At 50.2% G+C, this 22,503-nt stretch carries 14 protein-coding genes and 1 pseudogene; 4 read left to right on the forward strand and 11 right to left on the reverse strand.

The annotated features are described in order from the left end of the window. Positions 1-23: 23 nt before the first annotated feature. Positions 24-2,276, reverse strand: a complete 2,253-nt coding sequence (locus PAEVO_RS09030) for an FAD-dependent oxidoreductase (protein WP_100537246.1) — start codon at positions 2,274-2,276, stop codon at positions 24-26. A gap of 156 nt (positions 2,277-2,432) precedes the next feature. On the opposite strand from PAEVO_RS09030, the gene PAEVO_RS09035 reads away from it, so the two are divergent. Both PAEVO_RS09035 and PAEVO_RS09040 read left to right on the forward strand, forming a co-directional pair. Continuing rightward, positions 2,433-3,236, forward strand: coding sequence for an AraC family transcriptional regulator (locus PAEVO_RS09035; protein WP_243390693.1), 804 nt, complete (start codon positions 2,433-2,435; stop codon positions 3,234-3,236). A gap of 93 nt (positions 3,237-3,329) precedes the next feature. Beyond that, positions 3,330-4,088 (forward strand): annotated as a pseudogene (locus PAEVO_RS09040) (aldo/keto reductase); the annotation flags it as partial. A gap of 243 nt (positions 4,089-4,331) precedes the next feature. Here the strand turns inward: PAEVO_RS09040 and PAEVO_RS09045 are convergent. The 6 genes from PAEVO_RS09045 to PAEVO_RS09070 form a co-directional block, all read right to left on the reverse strand. Next, positions 4,332-5,591 carry an FAD-binding protein gene (locus PAEVO_RS09045; RefSeq protein WP_100537248.1) on the reverse strand — a complete coding sequence of 420 codons (1,260 nt, stop codon included), beginning with the start codon at positions 5,589-5,591 and terminating at the stop codon, positions 4,332-4,334. A gap of 442 nt (positions 5,592-6,033) precedes the next feature. After that, on the reverse strand, positions 6,034-7,752 hold the full coding sequence (locus tag PAEVO_RS09050; RefSeq protein ID WP_100537249.1) for a response regulator transcription factor: 1,719 nt from the start codon (positions 7,750-7,752) through the stop codon (positions 6,034-6,036). A 3-nt stretch (positions 7,753-7,755) separates the two neighbouring features. Next, on the reverse strand, positions 7,756-9,264 hold the full coding sequence (locus tag PAEVO_RS09055; protein WP_243390694.1) for a sensor histidine kinase: 1,509 nt from the start codon (positions 9,262-9,264) through the stop codon (positions 7,756-7,758). Positions 9,265-9,527: 263 nt separating this feature from the next. Next, positions 9,528-10,406 (reverse strand): carbohydrate ABC transporter permease, encoded by an 879-nt coding sequence (locus PAEVO_RS09060; RefSeq protein ID WP_100537251.1) that lies wholly within the window; start codon positions 10,404-10,406, stop codon positions 9,528-9,530. A gap of 12 nt (positions 10,407-10,418) precedes the next feature. Beyond that, on the reverse strand, positions 10,419-11,321 hold the full coding sequence (locus tag PAEVO_RS09065; RefSeq protein ID WP_100537252.1) for an ABC transporter permease: 903 nt from the start codon (positions 11,319-11,321) through the stop codon (positions 10,419-10,421). Between the two features lie 88 nt (positions 11,322-11,409). Continuing rightward, positions 11,410-13,119 carry an extracellular solute-binding protein gene (locus PAEVO_RS09070; RefSeq protein WP_100537253.1) on the reverse strand — a complete coding sequence of 570 codons (1,710 nt, stop codon included), beginning with the start codon at positions 13,117-13,119 and terminating at the stop codon, positions 11,410-11,412. Between the two features lie 279 nt (positions 13,120-13,398). Here PAEVO_RS09070 and PAEVO_RS09075 point away from each other — a divergent pair, with 279 nt between their 5' ends. After that, positions 13,399-14,886, forward strand: coding sequence for an alpha-N-arabinofuranosidase (locus PAEVO_RS09075; RefSeq protein ID WP_100537254.1), 1,488 nt, complete (start codon positions 13,399-13,401; stop codon positions 14,884-14,886). 576 nt (positions 14,887-15,462) lie between these two features. Here the strand turns inward: PAEVO_RS09075 and PAEVO_RS09080 are convergent. Genes PAEVO_RS09080 through PAEVO_RS09095 form a run of 4 tightly spaced genes read right to left on the reverse strand, consistent with a single transcriptional unit; the run spans position 15,463 to position 21,446 of the window. Next, positions 15,463-17,037: a glycoside hydrolase family 43 protein gene (locus PAEVO_RS09080; RefSeq protein ID WP_100537255.1), complete on the reverse strand. Its 1,575-nt coding sequence runs from the start codon at positions 17,035-17,037 to the stop codon at positions 15,463-15,465. A gap of 48 nt (positions 17,038-17,085) precedes the next feature. Further along, the gene (locus PAEVO_RS09085; protein WP_100537256.1) at positions 17,086-19,062 is read right to left on the reverse strand and encodes a YjhG/YagF family D-xylonate dehydratase; all 1,977 of its coding nucleotides are present in this window, start codon (positions 19,060-19,062) and stop codon (positions 17,086-17,088) included. Between the two features lie 16 nt (positions 19,063-19,078). Then, positions 19,079-20,545, reverse strand: a complete 1,467-nt coding sequence (gene gucD, locus PAEVO_RS09090) for an alpha-ketoglutaric semialdehyde dehydrogenase GucD (RefSeq protein ID WP_100537257.1) — start codon at positions 20,543-20,545, stop codon at positions 19,079-19,081. Between the two features lie 25 nt (positions 20,546-20,570). Next, entirely contained in the window at positions 20,571-21,446 is an 876-nt protein-coding gene (locus PAEVO_RS09095) for a fumarylacetoacetate hydrolase family protein (protein ID WP_100537258.1), read from the reverse strand. A gap of 169 nt (positions 21,447-21,615) precedes the next feature. Here PAEVO_RS09095 and PAEVO_RS09100 point away from each other — a divergent pair, with 169 nt between their 5' ends. Next, entirely contained in the window at positions 21,616-22,491 is an 876-nt protein-coding gene (locus tag PAEVO_RS09100) for a helix-turn-helix domain-containing protein (RefSeq protein WP_100537259.1), read from the forward strand. Positions 22,492-22,503: the final 12 nt, after the last annotated feature.

Raw genomic sequence — 22,503 nt, forward strand, 5'->3', positions numbered from 1 at the left:
GCGCTGTCAAATATTTTATTCCATTATAGAGCATAGACTCTTATTTCGGCAACCTCCGCGCGTGGTCCTCCATTCGTTTCGTCGATCCATAATCTAATCGTATGTGACATGATGGAACGGCTGAGCTTATGCACTTTTTTGCGCTTATGGTTGTGCTTTTCTTCAGCCAGCGTGACCCATTCCTCACCAATGAGCGCCTCTATCCGATAAGCTCGGACGAGCTCGGGAATCGCTTCGAAAGCGGTGCGATGATGGTGCAAATTTATTAAGTCTTCATTAACATCGTCGTTAAAGGTGACGTGGATCTCGGCGATCGATTGCACTTCAGCCCACTCTAGCTGCAGCCATTCCGGATTGCCTGGAGACATCGGCTCGGACATCCACAAATGCGGACCGGCGAACGGCCGAATATACCCGTCCGTTACCGCTCCGGCAGCATACGCTTCCGTATTTGGCGTAACCTGCAAACATAGCGGCTTGCGGTTCCAACGGCGCATGCTCCACTGTACGACCGGCTGATCCGGCTGACGATCCTCTAAAAGTGTCGAGACGATCGGCTTTGGCCCCTTCTCAAAGCACAGCACGCCGGTCATTGGACGATCCGATCCGTGAAGGTGAATCGCTTCGTTTGCCTTAATAATAAGGAATGCATTGCAGGCTTCATCGGGCTGCCAAACTAGGTCCAGCTTGACCCACTGCCCGGTACCTTCGGCTACTGACACCGATGCTTCAGCCACCATCTGCTTTGGCACGTAGTTTTCACCTTTAGTAGTATGCCACAGCTCCACTTCAAGAGTAGCAGCCTTTACGGCATCGATCAGCAGCGCCACTGATTCAAGCGATGGATTCACTGGAAACAGGATGCCCAGTTCTTTGTCCAATGGGTGAGTATAGGTTGAGTCTGTCAGCGAAACTTTGGTCATGGTGCTGGATGCCGTAATGCGGGCCGACTTGGCGTGATCGTAAGGGTCGTCTGCCGCGATCCCGATAATCGATGCATCCTGCCTGAGCATCGTCTGCTGCAGGTCGTTCATATGGTCACGGTGCAGCGCTCGCGGCGATATCCCTTTCTGCACGCACAGTGCGGCGCCGCTACCCGCTGCTTCGCCGATGACTGCACAGGTTGCCATTACCCTCGTCGTGCCGAATGCGACGTGAGTTGCACTGATATCGCGGCCTGCGAACATCAGATTGCTGACGTTACTGGAGTAAAGACACCGAAATGGAATATGATAGATGCCGTCCGAAAATAAATGCTTTGAACCGCTCTCTGTCGAATACATGCCTTGCGGCGGATGAAGATCTATCGACCAGCCTCCGAAGGCGATGCGATCGGTGAAGGGCTCCTGCGCGATAATATCGTTTTGGTTCAACATATAATCTCCTGTGAATCGGCGATACTCCCGTTTGCCAGGGAGCGACCCGACCCATTCCAGCGTCATGCGATCGGCATCGAAAATGCCGGAGTTTTTGATATAATCCCATACCCCGTAAATGACCGACCAGAGCTCATCGCGTATTCGTTCATTATCATGCACCGTATCCAGCTCGCCGCCCCATTCGATCCACCAATAGTGGCAGCCTGAGTCGCCGCTGCGAATGACCCGCTTCATCGGGATCGCCGTTTGCGTAATGTCCTTCGCAAAGCTCGGCGGAATGTACTTGACCGGCCGATCGGCTTCCTTCGTATAGAACAGGAGCGTGCTGCCAAGCGTAATATCGTCCGCCGTCTCCGGTGCCCAGTCCTCGTTGTATTCCTCTGCGGCCTCGCGGCCGATCCGATATTTAGCGCCTGCCAGAAAACCCGCAAGGCCATCTCCTGTACAATCTATGTACATATCGCTTTCAAACCGGATTTTCCGCTCGGAGCCCATCATCCAGCCCGTGACCGACTTAATGATGCGCTCCTCCTCCGTGCCCTCCGCTTCGACCTCGTGCACATCCGTATTGAGAAACAAGGCAATGTTCGGCTCTGCTCGGACCGTCTCGAGTACGACGAGATCCCATAAATACGGATTTCCATCCGGGTTCCGGAATTGATTCTCGACGAACATTTCTCCCATGATGCCGGTTTCTCTCGCGTAACGCTGCGTACCATGCGCCGTAGCACCGCATACCCACACCCGTACCTCGCTGCTAGAATTGCCTCCGAGTACGGGTCTGTTGTTCACGAGCGACACGGTTTGGCCAAGACGTGCCGCTGCAACGGCAGCGCATACGCCAGCCAGGCCTCCGCCAATAACGGTAATGTCGGATTTTACTAATTCAAACTTCAATCGAATCCCCCCATGCCTAGAATTACTATCATCTTAATCGAGGGGGTCGTTATTTAACATGCACTGCGCTATCATATTGGCATATACTTTATTTCATTCTGGAGGCTGATTGCCGTGATGATGTTAAATCGAAGCCCCATCCTATATCCTAGTCTAATGCATCATGTCTTTTGGAATCATAAGAAGCAATTTCAATACAGCGTGGACACCTACGGACATTGGGTTCTATTTGCGGTGGAGGGCGGCAGCTTCCGTTATGGGATCGGCGATGGCGAAGGTACGGCGCAGATGGGCGACGTCATCGTTTGTCCGCCGGGCATCGATTTTCATCGCGACGTTATCCATGCGCCGTCCTTTCATTTCATCGGATTTTCGTTAGGCTTTATATCGGGAGAGGCGGTTGAAGGGCAAGAGGCAGTGCAGGACGTCCACCATCGTTTAGCGGCTTCTGCCTACAAGCCCGCCGTCGCGCATAAGGAGAGGTTTGCCGATAATTTGAGATATTTCAAGAGGCAGGACGAAGCTGCCGCGGAGATCGATCAGCGGAGCTATTGGCAAAACCATGCGCTGAACGATATTTGGCTCTTTTGTTTGCAGTCGATAGCGGTCGGTGTGGTTGGCGATGACAAAAAACCTGCCGATCCTCTGATGGAACAAGCACGGCTCTATATCCAGCAGAACGCCTATAAGGACATGAGCTTACTGGTGCTTGCGGACGAGCTGGGCATCAGTCCCGTTCAGCTCACCCGCAGATTCAACCGAAGTGTGGGGATGACGCCTTCACGCTATTTAAGCCATATTAGGCTGGAGCAAGCAAAGTCCTTGCTCGTCGATACCCATCTGAATTTAGAGCAGATCGCATTAGCTTGCGGCTTCAACAATGGGTTCTACCTCAGCCGCGTGTTCACGAAGCTGATGAAAGTCAGTCCTTCCGCTTACCGGAAAACGAACCGGGTCTAATGCCTGCCACTTGACATCTGCAGCCGTCGATGAAGTCATATCGGTAATGTAACATTGTTCTTGTAACGGTACGACACGATTAAATACAAGACGATCACCGGTTCGGAAGAATGCGAGAACGCGGTATATGAAGCGCTGATGGCCGGTATCGCTTGATCGACACCGCCGCCGGTTATCTAAAACGAGGAAGCGGTCGGACGCGCGATCAAGCGCAGCGGCGTACCGCGTGAGGAGCTGTTCATCACAACCAAGCTTTGGGTTCAGGATGCCGGTTACGAGAGTGCCAAGCTGGCGTTTGCCACATCCTTGAAGAAGCTACAGCTCGACTATCTCGATCTATATCTAATTCACCAGCCGTTCGGCGATTACTACGGCGCTTGGCATGCGATGGAAGATCTGTACCGCGAGGGCAAGATCAAGCCGATCGGTGTCAGCAATTTCCTGCCCGATCGTCTGATGGACCTCATCGTGCATAACGAAATCTTGCCCGCGGTCAACCAGATCGAGAGCGTCGCTTTTATGAAAGAGCAGGGAGTGCGGCACCAGTCGTGGGCCCCGTTTGCTGAAGGACTTAACAACTTGTTCGGCAACGAAGTGCTGGCCACAATCGCAGAAAAACATAACAAGTCCGTAGCCCAGGTCGTGCTTCGCTGGCTTGTTCAGCGTGGAGTCGTTGCTATTCCAAAATCGGTGCGCAAAGAGCGGATCGTTGAAAACTTCAACCTTTTCGATTTTGAGTTGAGCGCAGACGATATCGAACAAATTTCTAATCTCGATACGCGGAAAAGTCTTTTCTTATCATACCGCGATCCGGAAGTAGCCAAGATGATGGGCAATTGGAGAGTAGATCTAAACCTAGATCGAACCGTAAACATACTCTCATCTATTAAGAAAGGACAGGGCGGGGTCCTCTTGTCCTTTTTCTGCACTTGATTGCAAATTTCAAGAATAGTGAACCTGTATCCTGATCTTAGGCAGCATTAAATCATATACCTATTAAAAAACACAGGAGTTCAGATTGAAAACTTTGCAGTAAAACTAAGTACACGATTTTTATGAACAAATTAGACCATGCGAAAAACTCATTTTGGACCATCAATGCATAATGTAATGATCCAGAAACGTATTTCGAAACTTCCCTATTGGATCGTATCGAAGCAGCAACTGACGGAAATCCGCTAACCGCTCATACCGAGCTTGCATCATTTCCGGTTCCATCGTAAACAGTTTCGCCCAATGTGGGCGTGCTCCAAACGGTTCGAGTTCACGTTCTATAAGCGGAAGTAACTGGCGCACGCGCTCCCAATCCGGCTTCCATGTAAAATGCAAACCAACACTGTCTTGTCGGTAGCATGGACTCATCCAGTAGGTATCCGAGGCAATAGTTCGTATCTCGGAGATGAAAAGCAGAGGCGCAATTCTATCACTAAGTTTACCTAGCGCACGCATCGCTTCGACCGCATGCCGTCTCGGAACGAAATATTCACTTTGCAGTTCGTTGCCCGCGCTGGGGGTAAATTCCATGCGAAAATGAGGCAACCGTTCGTACCATGGTCCAGGAACGCTTAGCTGCTCGCTACAGTTCACCACAGATTGACCAGGTACCATATGCCGTTTTTCCGGAGCTGGCAAAGCCTCGAAGAAATCGGAAGATGCCTCGTCCTCCCCGTTATTTCCCACCTTTCGCTTAACCCACACTTGATTGAATATGGGCTCTGCCCAATCCGTAAACAAGCTGACGCTGTATGCTGAAGATAAAATTTCGTCTATGCCATGATCCAGTGCAGAAAAAGGAAGACGATCATATACGGTCTGACTTACCTGAAACGAGGGTACTAAATCCAGTTTAAGCTTTGTGACGACTCCCAGTCCGCCAAGTCCGACGACCGCCCCATCGAACTCGGGGTCTATCCCCCGCGTGAGGACCGTAACTTCTCCATCCGCTTTCATTAGCTCGATAGCACGTACAGAAGACGCCAAGCTTGCATTAAGATCGCCCGAGCCGTGCGTGGCTGTCGCCACGGCGCCAGCCACGCTTATGTGCGGCAGCGATGCCAAATTATGCAGCGCATAGCCATGATCATCTAAATATCGGCACAGTTCGCCATACCGAATGCCACCCTCGACGGTTACGGTTCTCTGTACACGGTCGAGATCGATTACCCGATTCATCTTTCGAAGCGAAAGATGGCAGCCCCCGGTGTCGGCAATCCCGTTAAAAGAGTGACGCGAGCCGAGCACGCGTATGCTTGTACGGCTAACTACCAGGTCCTTAACCTCTTCTAGATTTTTGGGCTCAAGCAGCTCCATCGAACAGTAGCGATAATTCCCGGCCCAGTTCAGCTTATCTCCCATATGAACTCTCCTATTTAATATGCTGGTTTTGTCTTAAATCTATTGGTCATTGGTTTACCTGATTGTCCAATTACAGTTCTTATCTGTCAAACTGAATCGGTACTCATAAACTTTAACAAACACAGGCTATCGCATCTTTGTGTTGATTTACCAGTAATCAACAGGTAAGTCAACTTAAAACTAGGTATTCGGCATCATGTTCCGCTTTCCTGCCCGTTAGCTTAATGTAAGTGTATGGAAACATAGCTAGATACTTATCTAATCTCTGATCTTGTAGTTGCAAGCATGTAGGGCATTATGTCGGTTCAACTATAAGTTAGATTGTTTCGGATTGGATTATATTGCTACGGATATTTCAAGAATGAAGAATCGGCTGAACCCCTCACCCAGCTGACGCACTAGATGAGGAGCAACAGCTCTATCCACCCCGCTTGGCATGCCGCTATGGCTTTTGGATCAAATGCTTTTCCTTGTATTCCTGCGGTGAACAGCCGGTAGCCTTTTTGAAAAAACGAGTAAAAGAGGAGGCGGTTTCGTAGCCCACACGGCGGGCAACTTCACCGATTCGGAGATTCTCGCTATGAAGTAAACGCTTCGCTTGCATAAGACGGGAGGAGTCGATAAACTCCGTCAGATTGTTTCCGGTTTCCTGTTTGTAGATGCGGGATAAATATGACGGATTCAAATATACTTGTTCCGCCAATCGCACCAACGACAGGTCTTCATCCAAATGATTCCGAATGAATTCCTGCAAAAAATCGATGATATGATCCGCGCGTTTTTTCTGCTCTACTTTTTGCATGTCAAACAACACAGACGATAACTCCGTCAAATATAAGGAAGCTTCGCTCCAGCTGTCAAAAAAATCGATCCGCATCAGTCTGTTTTGACCCACCTGAGCTTCAATTTTCTCATTGAGTGCCCATCGATTGATATAGGACATCAAATATAAGGACACGGTGTAATAAATTTCCTGGGCAAAAGCATTATTCTTCGTGCGAACGTCTCTGATAGGAGCAAGAAGCAGCTCCAAGGCTTCAAAATACTTACTCCTTTGTCCTGCCTCCAGATATTGCTCGATAAGCGAAAGATCGTTGGACTTAAGCACCCGCGCAAGCCTTTCTCCTTCGAGATCCTCTTCCTTCAAACCCTGAACATTGCCTGCCTCATCGGGTTCATCATGACTAACCACATCGTCGATCAGAAGAACTGTATTTTCGAGTCCGATCCGGTAATTGAGCAAGTGGTGGAGCGAGTGATACTTATTGGAAACCGTTTCCCATCCATCCGCTTGGCTGCCGATTGTAAAGCTGATCGGAATTCCGATATTTTCCTGGCATGCCGACTGGATGACCTCCAATATTCCTTTAAGGAACGACACTGTTTTATTGAACGTCTGCAGGATCGTCTCCGCATTCTCAGTACCGGTAGCGGACAACGACTCCTTAGGCTGAATAAAAATCACGAATCTGCGACTATCATCCAGCACAATCACAAAATTGACACGGGTGGCTAAGTACCTGTGCATGATTTGACGTACGGCATAGATTTGTTGCATCTTCTGCATATAACCGGTAGAGTCGGGGAATTTGTCGATCTTGCCCACGACCAGGGCAACCGGCCACTTAACATTCAGCGGGATCGACAATTCTTCGAACTGCGATTGGCTGGCTTGCAACCCGCGGCTTCCTTTTAACATGCCTAGAAGATAATCTTCTTGAAACAAATTCAGCGCGATGTTTATTTGCTCTTTGGCCTCCCGGATCAGATCTTCCGTTTTAATTTCCTGGCGGATTTTTGATACGGTCTCTTCGACCACCTGAATCACTTTGTCGATATTTTCGGTCTTTAAGATATAGCTGACATCCTGATACTGAATCGCTTTGTACACATATCTGAATTCACTGTGCCCTGTTAAAAAAATAACTCTGCACTGAGGCCAGCTTCGAAAAATCTCCTCCATGAGCTGCAGACCATCAATGTGGGGCATGTCGATATCGGTCAACACGATATCAATTCTTGTACGGTTGAGCCACTCAATGGCTTCTTCTCCCCCATATGCTTTATAGACATCGAGATCCAAATGGTCAAATCCTCGAAAAATTTCATAAAGATGATTCACTATGATCTCTTCGTTATCAACAATCAGGAGTCTGTACATCCCTTACACACTCGCTTTCGGGTCAAGTTGCAGCGTCACCTTCAAGCCGCCCATTGCGCTTCGTTCCAAAATGAGGCCGTGTTCGTCACCATATATCAAACGAAGCCGGCGATGAATGTTAATCAGACCTGAGGTCTCGATATTGGTCGAATCGTATAGGAGCTTTTGGAGCGCGGATAATTTGGATTCCGGCAGATCCGTTCCGTTGTCCTCTACGATAATACGCAAAGCGCGATCGTCCTGCTGAAAGCGCATTGTGATCAAGCCTTTGACTTTGGTTTGTTCCACAGCATATTTGAATGCATTTTCAAGAATCGGTTGAAGAATCAATCTAGGCACCTGTATTTCCTTGACCTCATCCGGAAGATCTTCAAAATGGATCGTCAGCCGGCTCGGAAAACGCATAAACTGAATCTCGCTATAGGTCCGTGCGTGCTCTACTTCCTCACGCAGCGGCAAAAAATCCGAAGCATTTCTTGTAATAAACTGAAAATAATCTCCCAGCAGCTTAGTAAAAGGGATTAAATTATCGTCCCCTAGTTTGGCCATCGTGTTAATCAAAAATAAACTGTTATATAAAAAATGCGGACTAATTTGCGATTGCAATTGCTTTAGCTCTGCCCTCTGGTTTAAAATTTTCTGCTTGTATACCTGCTCGATCAATGCAGATACGTTCTGTACCATCGAATTAAAGCCTTGATAAAGATAACCGAACTCGTTTTTGCTGTTTACGTGGATCGAGACGTTAAAATTTCCGCTCTCGACGTGTCGGAACGATCCGACAAGCTTACGCATGGGCTTATGAATTAAGTTATAGGTGTAGATAGAGTAAAACAACATAATCATTGCGCCTGCACCGGTGAATACCCACAGCCAGATATAAAAATCTCGCAACGGCACAAAGATGAGCTCTTGGGGAATATAACGCAGTAAGAGCATATTTAAATAATCCGATTTGACAGACACCACATACATTTTCTGACCGTTTATGTTGCTGTATATGACGTTCCCGCTCTTAAGTTCATGGTAGTTTCCCGCCAAATCTTGTAAACGTACATTTGCATCGTTGCCTTTGCCGCTAATGACGATATCGTGCGTGAGATCAATTAAAAAGGATCCGCTGTTGTCGTAAGTATGAAACTGGCCCAGCGCCTCTTGAAACGCCGTCGTATCGAGTTCAATCTCGATCATGTACTTTTGAGGCAAGCCGGCATTTCCGGTATGTAGAGTGGTTATGTAAAGATTATTTTTGTATTGTACCAGCTGCGCGCCAGTTTCCCCCGCCGGAACGCGAATCTGATCGAATTTGTTCATATCGATCGGACTTACGGTAGCGGTGGAGGAAATGGTTTTTTGAATCGGCAAAATGTGTGCGCTTACATTTGAGGTGTAGGAGCTGCTGTTATGAATAGTGACGAGACGCTGATGGAGCTTTCGCATGCTTTCCATAATTTCATACTCGTCCATGATGGAATACCGTACCGCGAGTTTGCCCAGGTATTCATCAGTCAAGCTTTCGTGTTGCAAAATTTTAATGCGTTCGATCTCCTCCTCCAGGCTTGTAAGATAAAACGAAACCTGTGCAGTCGAAGAATTAATAATTTCATTTTTTACGGTGTTCAGGCTCCAATTGTACATATAGATGCCCAAGAAAATAATTAGGACGATCGCCAATAAGAAGGACGCGATCAATCGTGCGAAAATGCTGTTCTTGATCTGCCCTCCCTCCCTTATTCACGATTATTATTGCGGGAAACGAGGTCGGCCTTTCGTGTTTATCCCTTCACGCTCCCGAGTACAATTCCTTTGACAAAGAAACGCTGCAGGAACGGATACACGCAGATGATCGGCAGAGCTCCAAGGAAAATCTGGGCCGAACGCAGCGTCTTATCCGAAATGTCCGCCATCAGCTTGGCCTCTTCCGGCGTCATCGTGGCTAACGAGCGCTGAACGACGATCGTCTGAATGTAGCTCTGGATCGGGTAATGGCTGGGATCGTTCATATAGATTAACCCATCGAACCAGCTGTTCCAGTGCGTGACCAGTGAAAATAGCAGAATGGTCGCAAGAGCCGGCAAGGATACCGGAACGTAAATCTGACACAGCGTTCGCCAATGTCCGGCACCATCGATAAACGCGGCCTCACTCAGTTCCTTTGGTACTGCTCGAAAAAAATTCAACAGCAAAATGACACTGAATACAGGAATCGCAGTTGGGAAGACCAGCGCCCAGATCGTGTCGATCAACCCGAGCTGTTTGACAACCATATACGACGGAATTAATCCAGCCCCAAATATCATTGTAATAAAAAAGGCCCATGAATAAAAGGTGCGCAGCCGGAATTCTCCCTTTTCTTTCGAAAGTGGATATGCGACTGTAGCGATCAAAACGAGATTCAGCGTCCCTCCCAAAGCGATGCGCTCCAGGGAAACGAGCATCGATTGCCAAAAGGCTGAACGATGTGCGACAAATTCATAGGATTTCAACGTAAATTCCTTCGGCCACAAGGTTACGGTTCCTGTTGCAGCGACAGCGCTGGAGCTTAATGACACGGCCAGGATGTGTATCATCGGAATCAGACACAGCATTCCGACTGCGATCAAGAATATACTATTGCACACAACAAACCAATCCAGCCTCTTTTTTACAGGCATATCAGTCCCTCCTTAGAAAATCCTGTAGTCCGCAACTTTATACGCGATGTAATAGGAGACGGACACGAGAACAAGCGCGATAACGGACTTGAATAATCCTACTGCGGTTGCAACCCCGAACTGCGCATCCAGCAGTCCGATGCGGTACACGAAGGTATCGAGAATATCCCCGCTTTCATATACCATCGGGCTGTACATGTTAAAAATCTGGTCAAATCCGGCATTCAGCAAATTCCCCAAATTAAGAACCATAAGCAATACAATAACCATCTGCATCCCAGGCAGCGTCACGTGAAGCGTCTGCCTCCAACGGCTCGCCCCGTCGATTTGCGCCGCTTCATACAGGTTCGGATTGATGCTTGTCAGCGCGGCCAGATATATGATGGTTCCGTATCCAAACTCTTTCCATACGTCTGTCAAAATCATGGTGTTTGGGAACCACCGATTGTCCCCAAGGAAAAAGATCGGTTCAATCCCGAACGATTGAAGCGCCCGGTTGACCAAGCCGTCATTCGGTGACAGAATTTCGATAAAGATTCCGCCCAATACTACCCAGGATAAAAAATGGGGCAAGTAAATGGCGGTCTGCACACCTCTCTTCAAAGCCATATGCCGGACCTCGTTTAATAGAATCGCAATCACAATGGGCACAAGCAGTCCTAGAATGACTTTCATCATCGCGATATAAAACGTATTCCACATGATGTTATCGAAGCTCGGCAGGTTCATTACATATTCGAAGTTGCGCAGACCAATCCAATCCTGATCGCCGAACAAACCTTTCGCCGGTATAAATTTTTGGAACGCAATAATGATTCCGCCAATGGGAAGGTAATTGAATACTAGCAAAAATAGAAAACCCGGCAAAATCATAACATGCAGAGGCAATTCCCTTTTCCAGCTTCTTTTTTGCATCATAAATCACCCGTTTCTTAAGATGAGAATGAGGAATGGAAAGGATGCCCTTGGTCAATGCAACATCCTTTCTCATGGTCCTAGGCACTTATTTTACAGATGCGTACCACTCATTGACTTCTTTGGTCATATCGGCTCCCCCAAGCGTATTCCAGTTCTCTACAAACTTGTCGAACTCATCAATCGAAGTGGCGCCCATAATGATTTTGACAAACACCTCGGTTTCCAGTGCTTTTAGTGTGGACTGCTTTTCCGCCATGGTTTGGGTAGGCGGTCCGGCAAACGCCTCAAGCATGAAATGGTCGTTCTCCAGGTATTTCACGCTATGCTGGAACACGCCGTCTTCCCCATAAATTTTAGGCCATCCCCATAAAGTGGTTTCTCCATTGTTGAAGGCTTCCATATTTTTCTGAATCGACAGTGCCTCACCGGTTAGCTGATCCAAGGTTTTATTCTTACGCGCCTCCTCGATTTCCTGGAACGCATTCACGTTTTTAAATGGTGGGTAGGGTTGTACCGGCGAATATTTCCACACGCCTACGCTGTCATTAGCGGAAGGCATATAATAATAATCGAAATCTCCGCTTTCTCCCCAATTCAACTCAATGTGCAAATTAAACATTTTCACCAAGGCTTCCGGATTGGAAAATCCTTTTCTGACGACCCAGAACTCCGATGCAGCAAATTTCTGAGGTGACAGCACCGGTTCCCCGTCCACCGAAACCAAGGCGTAGCCTTTCCAATCTGCACCCGGATCGTTCTGATAGTTGCTGATGAGCGGGTACATCGGATTCCATTGTTGCCCGAACTCCATGCCCACCTTGCCGGCGGCTATCGTCTCAGCCACCTTGCCGCCGTCCTTAACTCCGAATTCCTTGTCGATTTCACCGGCCTTATACATCGAAGACAGCGCTTTCAATCCCTCCTTTACTTCAGGAAGCGTACTGCCCCAAACCAGATTTCCCGATCCGTCATCGATCCACATGTTCGGGTACGCGTGGTATCCGGCAAAAAATCCTTCCAGCCCCATGGCTCCGCCGTACAGATCCTTCGTAATGGCTAGACCGTAGGTGTCATTGACCCCGTTCCCGTCCGGGTCCTGCGTGGTAAACGCTTTACTGATTGCAATCACATCATCCATCGTTTTGGGCTCTGTAAGCCCGAGTTTCTCTAACCAGTCGGCACGAAGCCAGATAAATACGCCGTCTCCGTATACCTCCGGCGGACCAAGGCCCATCATCTTACCATCAACCGTAGCGGCCTGGAGGACCGCAGGCCCTTGCACCGAGTACAGTTCCTTTATTTGGTCAGAAGCATATTCGTCCCAGTACGGTGTGAGATCCTCGATCATATCTGCTTCAGCCATCTGTTTCATTTGTGCGGCTGTGACGCGGATCATGTCCGGAATATCCCCAGATGTCAACGTTACGTTAACCTTTTGGGTATAAGCATCCCCGCCGCTGACCGTCCAATCGTATTTTACGTTGATTCCCAGTTTTTCCGAGAACGCTTTCAACCAGCGGTTGTCTTCCACTGTTTCGCCAGGTGTTTTGGGTATGATGTTATCCTGCATATCGTTGTCTACATCGCGGGCAAATCGAATCGTGAGCGGTTCTTCATATTTGCCGAACGGTCCTTCCGCTGCGGTGGCTCCCCCTTCAGATGATTGGCCTGAACTGCTTCCTGACGGATTGGTTGACTGTTGATTGTTTGAGTCGGAACTACATGCGGCGATCGCTCCTGTTAAAAGTATTGTCGCTAAGATGAGGACGACTTTCGGGTAAACCCTTCGTTTCATGCTAATAACCCCCTTGAAATCGTTTTTGCTTTGAATCACGTTTCATTTTAACCCTGAAATTTAGGGATGAATACAGGCGAGCTGTTACATTTCTAACATTTGTTTACGCATTTGTCCCACCCCATGCTCGCAGTTTTCAACAAGTTTATCATCTTTTTACAACCTCGTTCGGGAGCGTGAAATCGGGTTGAACCGTTAAAATGAAAGCGCTATAATGGAACATCGCAAGGAAGTTCACAGGTCTGGCAACATATATTATTCCGAATGGAGAGGAAGGCAATGGCGTTACTGTTCATTGATTCAGGGCGGCAGTACGGAAAAATCAACAAAAATGTTTACGGGCATTTTTCAGAGCATTTGGGACGAGGTATTTATGGCAGCATTTATGTCGACGAAAACAGCCCAATTCCCAATATCCGCGGGATACGTACCGACGTTGTGGAGGCATTGCGGCATATCCGGGTCCCGGTGCTGCGCTGGCCCGGCGGATGCTTCGCTGAATATTACAATTGGAAAGACGGCGTAGGTGCTGAGCGCAAGCGCATCGTGAATGCAGGCTGGGGCGGCGTGGTAGAGGACAATTCATTTGGCACCCACGAGTTTTTGGATCTATGCGAGCAGATCGGCTGCTCGGCTTATATCGCAGCCAACGTCGGCTCCGGTACACCGAGAGAAGTGAGCGAATGGATTGAATACATGACCTTTGACGGAGACTCGCCAATGGCGAACTGGAGACGCCAGAACGGCAGGCACGAACCGTGGAAGGTTGAATATGTCGGCATCGGTAATGAGAATTGGGGATGCGGCGGGCAAATGCGGCCGGAATATTATGCCGATGTGTACAAGCAATTCAACACTTATGTTCGCAATTACGGCAATCATCGGATTTTCAGGGTTGCTTGCGGTGCCGATGGTAACGATTATGCCTGGACGGAAACTTTGATGCGCGAAGCGGGCACCCATATGAATGGATTGTCTCTGCATTATTACACCATGCCGGGATATTACAAATTTGACGAATATCCCGAGGAACGCAAAGGTCCGGCTCTGGAGTTCGATAAGCCAACATATTATCGAACCCTGCGCCGGGCGTTGTATATGGATGAATTAATTACCCGGCATAAACATGTCATGGATCGCTACGACCCCAAAGGCGAGGTGTCGATCATTATCGACGAATGGGGAACCTGGCATGAGGTGGAGCCTGGGACTCACCCGGCATTCTTGTTCCAGCAAAATGCGATGCGAGACGCCATTGTCGCCGGAGTGTCCCTGAATATATTTAACGCCCACAGCGATCGGGTTCAAATGGCCAATCTGGCGCAGCTGGTCAATGTGCTCCAATCGGTTATCCTGACGGAAGGCGAGGATATGGTGCTTACACCGACGTACCATGTATTCGATCTCTATAAAGGGCATCAAGATTCGACACTGATCGAGAGCTATATCCAGCAGCAGCTAACGGGTACAACCGATGCCGAGGTGCCGGCTCTGCACGTCAGCGCATCGAAACGGGCGGACGACCGCGTTCACGCCACAGTGGTGAACTTGTCCGCAGATGAGTCACAGCAGCTCCTTTGCGTGTTAGATGGTCAAGCGTTTTCCTCTGCCGAAGTTCGTTACATTTCTGGGACCATGACGAGCCACAACGCGTTCGGACATCCCCCACAGGTCGAAATAAAAAAGATGCCGGTCAATCCAATTAAGGACAACCGTCTGGATGTGCACCTTCCTGCCTGCTGCGTTGCTGAAATCGTTTTGTCTTAATGCATCCATGCTAACTCGTGGCCGAGTTCGTTGATTTGTCGATAGCTCCACTTTCCTACACATCGACGGTGGTTTCTTACTTGAGTCTTCTGTAAATGCTTGAATTTTGTAATTTATTTGCATCATAAATGCACCCCTAGAATCATCGGAATCGCCAGGGGATTCCAATGTCTATTCTAAGGGGTGCACTTAATGGTCTGATACCGCCTGTGGAGAGGTTGCCCAGAAATTTTGGCCCGTCCGGCATTGTTTTTGTTGATAGTCACAATCACCAACTTGATATGGTCTTTATATGGTCTTTATATGGTCTTTATATGCTGACGTGCACCTGCCGTCTCCTACCTTCCCTACAGCTTGCCTCCCTGGTTCTGGCCCTGAATACAACAGCCCTACTCCAAGCACGTCCGAGCGGTATCCCGAGATCTTTGTCAGCGTTACGTTGAAATTGCGTTTCAACTGCTCTCGCTTTTCTTTTTCAATTTGAGTGTTTTCAACCCCTTTTCACAAGATCCTCTCTGTTCACGATAGCATCAACAATGCCTTTGGATGCTTTCGAATGATCTCGATGATTGCCATTCACATTTCTTTATATACAAAATAATCAAAATCAGCGTGTTTCCGAGTCCCGCCAAGATCTTGCACGCAAAGACCGATGAAGGTTCCCGTAAACCGGATATATTCAGGGGATTCATCCGACAGATGCGTGATATCGAACCATCCGCCTGCCGGATGCCAGGACGGATCATCATGTAACCCATAGTGAAAACAGGCACGGTCATGATCGATCACAACCTTTAACCGGATCCCGTTCACCGATTTCAACGGGATATCCTCCAGCAGCTCGTCGTATAACCCGTATCGCGACTGAATGATTCCGAGGCACACTCCTTTCTCTTCGTGATACGTTATCCGTAAATAAAGATAGTCTTTCGTATCGTAATACAGAATCAGCCCTGCCATATGCTGCGGATGGTCCGGTTCAAACTCCAGACAAGTTTCGGCTTCACACGCAAAACCCTGCTGTCTTCGGGCTACCATGCTTTGCCTGTGCGTTGAGCTCATCGACTCCATGCCGCGCAGGCGCAAGTAACCGGGACGTTCCCCAAGGCTCAGCCAAGTCGGATCCGGTGGAATACGAAGCGTATTCCAATCGCTCCGGAGCATGGGTTGATCAAAGTGGTCCATCTCCGGTGCCGGTTCAAAAGGGTGTGGCTTGATTTTCGGTGCAGGCACCTGAACCTCGGGATATCGGTCACCGCTCGCAAGGCGCAGCCAGCCGTCCTCGCTCCAGACACATTGCTGCAGAGCCGTCTCACGGCCAAGTGTGCAAAACTGTACATTGACGGGCCGGCCGACCAGGTGGGCCATGTACCATTCACCGGTGTGCGTTTCGACGAGACTACCGTGACCGGCCTTCTGGAGCTTTAAATCCGGCCGGCCGTATGAAGTCAGAATCGGATTGGCAGGATCGACTTCATAAGGTCCCTCTAACGTGCGGGAGCGTGCTACCGTCACCGCATGCTCGTAACCGGTTCCCCCTTCAGCCGTTATTAAATAATAATAATCCTTATATTTGTACAGATGCGGCGCTTCCGTCAGCCCTAATTCTGTGCCCTTGAATATGTTAACAGCGGGCCCGATCAGTTTTTGTTCCTTAACGGAAAATTCCTGGAGCACGATGCCCGAGAACCGGTTCTTTCCCTTACGGTGATCCCAAATCATATTGACCAACCACTTGCGTCCGTCCTCATCATGAAATAAGGATGGATCGAATCCGCTGCTGTTCAAATACACCGGCTCGGACCAAGGGCCTTCGATATCCGTTGCCGTCACAAGGTAATTATGGGTATCTTTAAAAGCCCCGATCCGGCTTTTGACATCCGTGTAGATCAGGTAAAACACACCGTTGTCATAGCTAAGGCAGGGAGCCCATACTCCTCCGGAATCGATGTTGCCATCCAGATGCAGCTGCGATGTCCGGGTCAGTGGAGATTGTATTGGCTTCCAATGAACCAGGTCCCTGGATTGGTGAATCCGTACGCCCGGGAACCATTCAAAGGTCGACGTGGCGATATAATAATCTTCCCCCGCCCGACATATGGACGGATCGGGATGAAAACCGCGAAGAACGGGGTTCGTGATCATATGCATGAAGCAACCTCCGGTATGAAAATGATGTTTGTACAAAAATGTTTGATTTCAATGCCAGCCCAGTGCTTTTTTGCCGGCTTCCAGAGCGGTTATGATCCGCTCCACATCGTACACATTCCCTCTCCATGTTCCTCCACTGACGGACTGCAGCGCAGCCCACAGCCTGGTGTCATCCGGCAGAGCTTCATCAGGCCGCATATCCGGGTGGAAGGGCCTTTGTGCTAAGATGAGAGCTCCCTCCTCTGGCGAAACCTCGATTTCCCCTTCACCGACAAAATTCATGCTGCCTTCCAGCGTGTTGCGATCCACGACAATATCGATCAAGTCACCGTTCCGAAGCTTGCCGATCGGCCCGCCTGCCAGCGCTTCGGGGCCAACATGGCCAATGCACGCCCCGGTGGAAACACCGGAAAACCGGGCATCGGTAATGAGCGACACGTATTTGCCGAATGGCAGATACTTCAGCGCAGACGTAAGCTGGTAAGTCTCCTCCATCCCGGTCCCTGACGGCCCCCGCCCGAGAAGTACGACGACGTCGCCTGCCAGAACACCGCCAGTCTTAATTGCACGGATCGCTTCGCGTTCGGTTGTAAACACTTTTGCTCTTCCTTTGTGACGATACACGCCATGGTTATCCAGTACCGTAGGGTCGATCGACGTGGATTTGATCACAGAGCCCTCCGGAGCGATATTCCCTGTTGGAAATGTCACGGTAGAGGTAATGCCAAGACGCTGCGAATACTCAACGCTCATAATGACACTGTCCGGATCTATCCCGTCCTTCTCCTTCAGCTGCTTCCGCAGCAGATGACGGCGTTCCGACGATTCCCACCAGTCGAGAACCTCGCTCAGCGTCGTACCTGTTACGGTAAGTACGGACTCATCCAGTACGCCAAGCTGCCTGAGGTGAAGCATCACTTCGGGCACGCCTCCAGCTTGAAACACCCGAATGGTCGGGTGGAAGATCGGGCCGTTCGGCAGGGCGCTGACCAATCTCGGCACATCTTTGTTGACCTGGATCCAGTCCTGCACCGCAGGCACGGTTAAACCGGCTGCATGGGCAATGGCCGGAATGTGAAGCAGCAGGTTGGTAGAGCCGCCGAACGCGGCATGAACAGCCATCGCATTGCGAATCGCCGCATCGGTGACAACGTCCGCCATTCTCAGCCCTTCGGACTCCATCACCATCAGTGCGCGTGAGGATTGGCGCGCCATTTCGATCCAGATCGGCTGCCCGGAAGGCGCAAGCGCGGCATGCGGCACCGTCATACCCATCGCCTCGGCGACGACCTGGGCCGTTGCCGCCGTGCCCAGAAACTGGCAGCCTCCCCCCGGTGTAGAGCATGCCCGGCAGCCAAGCTCCGCCGCCGCTTCAAGCGAGAGTTCGCCGCTGACGTACCGTGCGCCGATCGTTTGAATTTTGCCTGCATCCTCTCCATCGACAGGCGGCAGAGTGACGCCTCCGGGAACGATCACTCCGGGCAGCTTCGGCATGCCTGCAAGCGCAAGCATCATCGCCGGCAGACCTTTGTCGCAGGTGGCGACGCCGATCACGCCTTTGCGCGTCGGCAGGGAACGAATCAGTCTGCGGAACACGAGAGCGGCATCGTTCCGGTACGGGAGCGAGTCGAACATGCCTGTCGTGCCCTGTGATCGGCCGTCACAGGGGTCGCTGACATATCCGGCAAACGGTATTCCGCCGCGGCTCGCTATCTCTTCCGCCGCAGCCTTCATGAGCAGGCCGACCTCCCAGTGGCCCGTATGGTAACCGAGGGCTGCAGGACTGCCGTCCTCATTGCGAATTCCGCCCTGCGTGCTCAGGATCAGAAACTGTTTTCCGTTCAATTCCCCGGGCTTCCAGCCCATTCCCACATTCTGGGACATGCCGAACAAGTCGCCGCTCGGAGCGTTCCGTAGCAAATCATCGGTTAAAGGCAGACGTCCCGATGCCCCGGGAGCTTGCGCTATAATATCGAAACAATTTGAGTCCTTCTCCCCCATAATCGACATAATCGGTTCGTGCATGGCACCCTCCTGCAACTTATGACTTTACGAAGACTGTTTTGATGGTAGTGAAAAACTCGATCGCCGCTTGACCCTGTTCCCTGGAATGCGAGCTTGACATCTTCATCCCGCCGAACGGTGCCTGCAGCTCTACGCCGGCCGTTTCCGCATTGATCCTGACCAATCCGGCATCCATATCCCGGATGAAAGACAGCATTGCCCCGACATTTTGCGTATAGATGGAGGCACTCAAGCCATAGTCGCTGTCATTGGCCGTCTTTATGGCTTCCTCCAGGGAATCCACTACGATCAACGCAAGCACAGGGCCGAAGATTTCTTCCCGGGCGATGGACATATGCGGTTCGACACCCTCAAATACGGTCGGCTGGACATAGAATCCATCTTCAAGCCCTGGACCGTCCGCTCTTTTTCCGCCGGTCAGCAGTACGGCACCTTCATCCTGCCCTTTTTGAGTATAGCTCAGCACCGTTTCGAGCTGTCCTTCGTTCGCGCACGGGCCCATCCAGCTTTCGGATGACATGCCGTCGCCCAATCGGATCTCCCGGATTTGCGACAGGAGCTTTTCTTTAAAGGCTTCATATACTTTTCGTTCAACAATGACCCGGCTGGTGGCGGTGCATTTCTGGCCGGTGGATTTCAAGCCGCCGCTGATGGTGGCCTCGACTGCCAAGTCCAGGTCGGCATCTGCCGCGATAATGATCGGATTTTTGCCGCCCATTTCAAGTTGATACTTGGCCCCGCGTTCCAATGCGGCTGCGCCGACACGCTTTCCGACTTCGTTGGAACCCGTGAACGTGATCCCGTTGACATCCGGATGCTCGGCAAGCGCAGATCCGATCACCGATCCTCTGCCGCATACAAGATTGAGAACGCCTGCCGGAATTCCCGCTTCCTCAAAGCATTCCATGATTTTGGCTGCCGTGACCGCTGTTTCCTGTGCCGGCTTTAACACAACCGTATTGCCGTAGATCAAAGCCGGGGCCGTCTTCCAAATCGGAATCGCTACGGGAAAATTCCATGGAGCAATGACCCCCACGACGCCAAGCGGTACGCGTGTCGTAAACATCAGCGCTTCGCTGTCCGTGGAAGGAATGACATCGCCGATTTTTCGCATCCCTTCACCGGCGTAATACCTTAGGATCGCAACGCCGCGCATCGTTTCTCCTTTAGCTTCAGCTAGCGTTTTACCCATTTCCCTGGTCATCGCCTCGGCGACCTCCTCGGCCCGGAGTTCCAGCGCATTCGCCGCCCGAAACAGAACATTGCCGCGTTCCGCGCCGGTTAATCTCCGCCAATCCCGGCCTGCTGCTTTGGCCGCTCCTACAGCACGGTTCAGATCCTCTATATTGGAAACCGGCACATAACCGACTACCTCATTCCGGTTTGCCGGATTGATGCTGGGTTCGGTTTCTCCGGACGCAGCCTTTATCCATTCTCCGTTGATATAGTTCCTGTATACTTGCTCTCCCTGAAATGCCGTCATGGAAATATGTCCTCCTTATTAAAAACTAATTTGATAAGACACGGTTCACCAGCGTTCCGATACTGCTGATCGAAATTGCGATCCGGTCCCCGGGCTCAAGCGTAAAATCATTAGGCGGCACAATGCTTGTGCCTGTCAAAAGCACCGTACCATCGAATAAATCGTTGTCCTTTGCCAAGAACGAGACCAGCTCATCCAGCTTTCGGTTTAATTCACTCGTACTCGCCTCGCTCTTAACGACAATGCGACCCTCGCGATAAATCTCGCAGACGATGCTGAATGCATATGGATTCTGTACCGTTTCCGCAAGCCGGATGGCCGGTCCGATGGAACAGGAATTGCGCCATATTTTTGCTTGCGGCAGGTACAGCGGGTTCTCCCCTTCGATATCGCGGCAGCTCATGTCATTGCCGACGATATATCCCACAATGCTGCCGTCTGCGCCAAGCACCAATCCCAGCTCAGGCTCAGGGATCTGCCATGTGGAATCACTGCGCAGCGTGACGGCCTCGTTCGGTCCGATGGTGCGGGCAGCCGTGGATTTGAAAAAGATCTCAGGCCTCTCAGCCTCATAAACTTTATCGTAAAATGTCTCCGCATCCAGTTTTCCATCCGTTGCTTCATAATTTCGTGCTTCGCGGCTTCGTTGATACGTAACGCCTGCCGCCCATACCTCCGGTGCTTCCACTGGCGTGACAAGGTGCAGAGAAGTCCAGTCACCAGCCAACTCATTCGCCGGACTAAAAGCGCTTTCAACCAGTTGGACAGGAGAGATCCCACGCTCCCTGGCTTGATGGATCAGAGTCATAAAATCCGACTGTGGCAGACGATAGACTCTTTCATCATCCGTAACTGCTGCCAGCCGCTTCTGTTGCCCGTCCAGAAATCGAATTATTCTCATTCAGGCTTGCCTCCCATTTCCCCTTTGGGTTGATAGTATTACCTTAGCATCACAGATGGTCCCTGACGATGTGCTAATCATGACGTCGATTTATCCTTTTCACGCATTGTAATTCTGTTAATATAAATGTATCCGTATCTGGAATTCAGATTTTTTCGAGGAGGTTGCTGTGACCAAGCTTTCAGAAGCTGTATATTTAGGCCGTCTGCCCGATGTTCGAATGTCTTTTCAATTATTAGGACTGCACGCAAGAAAGGTGGATTCCCACTGGACTTATCCGTCTCATGAGCATTCCATGTATGAGATCCACTGGTTGATGGATGGCGAGATGAACATGGTGGTCAACGGACAGTTGTACAGACAGTCCGCCGGAGACCTGTTGTTCATCCATCCCGGTATGACTCATTCCTGCACCGGCGCCGGAACGCAGGGCTTCACTTACTTTTCCGTTCATTTCAGCGTACACGATACTTCGTTTTGCAGAGAACTCAACCGCTGCAAGGACATTTATTATTCGGCCGATTCGGCATTGGCCCAGGGACTGTCTTCCTCTCTATCTACATTATTTGATCTGGCCAGAGAGCACTTGTCCAGCTCATTACCGGCCTTCAAACAGATGAAAGTGCATGCAGCCGTCTTTGAACTGCTCGGCACCCTGGTCGGCCAGTTGTCTCAGAACGTATCCGTAACCTTGACAAGAAAAGAAGCCATTGCCCGTCAGGTGGCCGACCAAATAGAGGACTCCGTGCGATATATTCATCTTCATGGTGAAATTCAGGAAAGCGAGCGAACCTGGATCCAGGACATCGCCAAGTCGCTGAATCTTAGTCCCTCCCAGATCAATCGGATCTTTCGTGAAGTGTACGGCAAAGCACCTCGCAAGTTCTTGTCAGAAACCCTTTTGGGCGAAGCTCAGCGGCTGTTAAAGCAAACGGATTTAAGCATGGACCATATCGCGATGATGCTAGGATATAAGACCAATGCGCATTTCAGCCGCCAGTTCAAGCGGTGGACAGGGATGGCGCCCAGTGAATACAGAAACTGAGTCCAGCAACGG

The organism is Paenibacillus sp. GM2FR (genome assembly GCF_002803325.1).
Lineage (GTDB): Bacteria > Bacillota > Bacilli > Paenibacillales > Paenibacillaceae > Paenibacillus_AQ > Paenibacillus_AQ lautus.

Bases quoted from the DNA above. Each gene is read 5' to 3' on its own strand.
- PAEVO_RS09035 (WP_243390693.1), top strand. From the start codon at position 2,433: ATGCATCATGTCTTTTGGAATCATAAGAAGCAATTTCAATACAGCGTG.
- PAEVO_RS09045 (WP_100537248.1), bottom strand. From the start codon at position 5,591: ATGGGAGATAAGCTGAACTGGGCCGGGAATTATCGCTACTGTTCGATG.
- PAEVO_RS09050 (WP_100537249.1), bottom strand. From the start codon at position 7,752: ATGTACAGACTCCTGATTGTTGATAACGAAGAGATCATAGTGAATCAT.
- PAEVO_RS09060 (WP_100537251.1), bottom strand. From the start codon at position 10,406: ATGCCTGTAAAAAAGAGGCTGGATTGGTTTGTTGTGTGCAATAGTATA.
- PAEVO_RS09065 (WP_100537252.1), bottom strand. From the start codon at position 11,321: ATGCAAAAAAGAAGCTGGAAAAGGGAATTGCCTCTGCATGTTATGATT.
- PAEVO_RS09070 (WP_100537253.1), bottom strand. From the start codon at position 13,119: ATGAAACGAAGGGTTTACCCGAAAGTCGTCCTCATCTTAGCGACAATA.
- PAEVO_RS09075 (WP_100537254.1), top strand. From the start codon at position 13,399: ATGGCGTTACTGTTCATTGATTCAGGGCGGCAGTACGGAAAAATCAAC.
- PAEVO_RS09080 (WP_100537255.1), bottom strand. From the start codon at position 17,037: ATGCATATGATCACGAACCCCGTTCTTCGCGGTTTTCATCCCGATCCG.
- PAEVO_RS09085 (WP_100537256.1), bottom strand. From the start codon at position 19,062: ATGCACGAACCGATTATGTCGATTATGGGGGAGAAGGACTCAAATTGT.
- gucD (WP_100537257.1), bottom strand. From the start codon at position 20,545: ATGACGGCATTTCAGGGAGAGCAAGTATACAGGAACTATATCAACGGA.
- PAEVO_RS09095 (WP_100537258.1), bottom strand. From the start codon at position 21,446: ATGAGAATAATTCGATTTCTGGACGGGCAACAGAAGCGGCTGGCAGCA.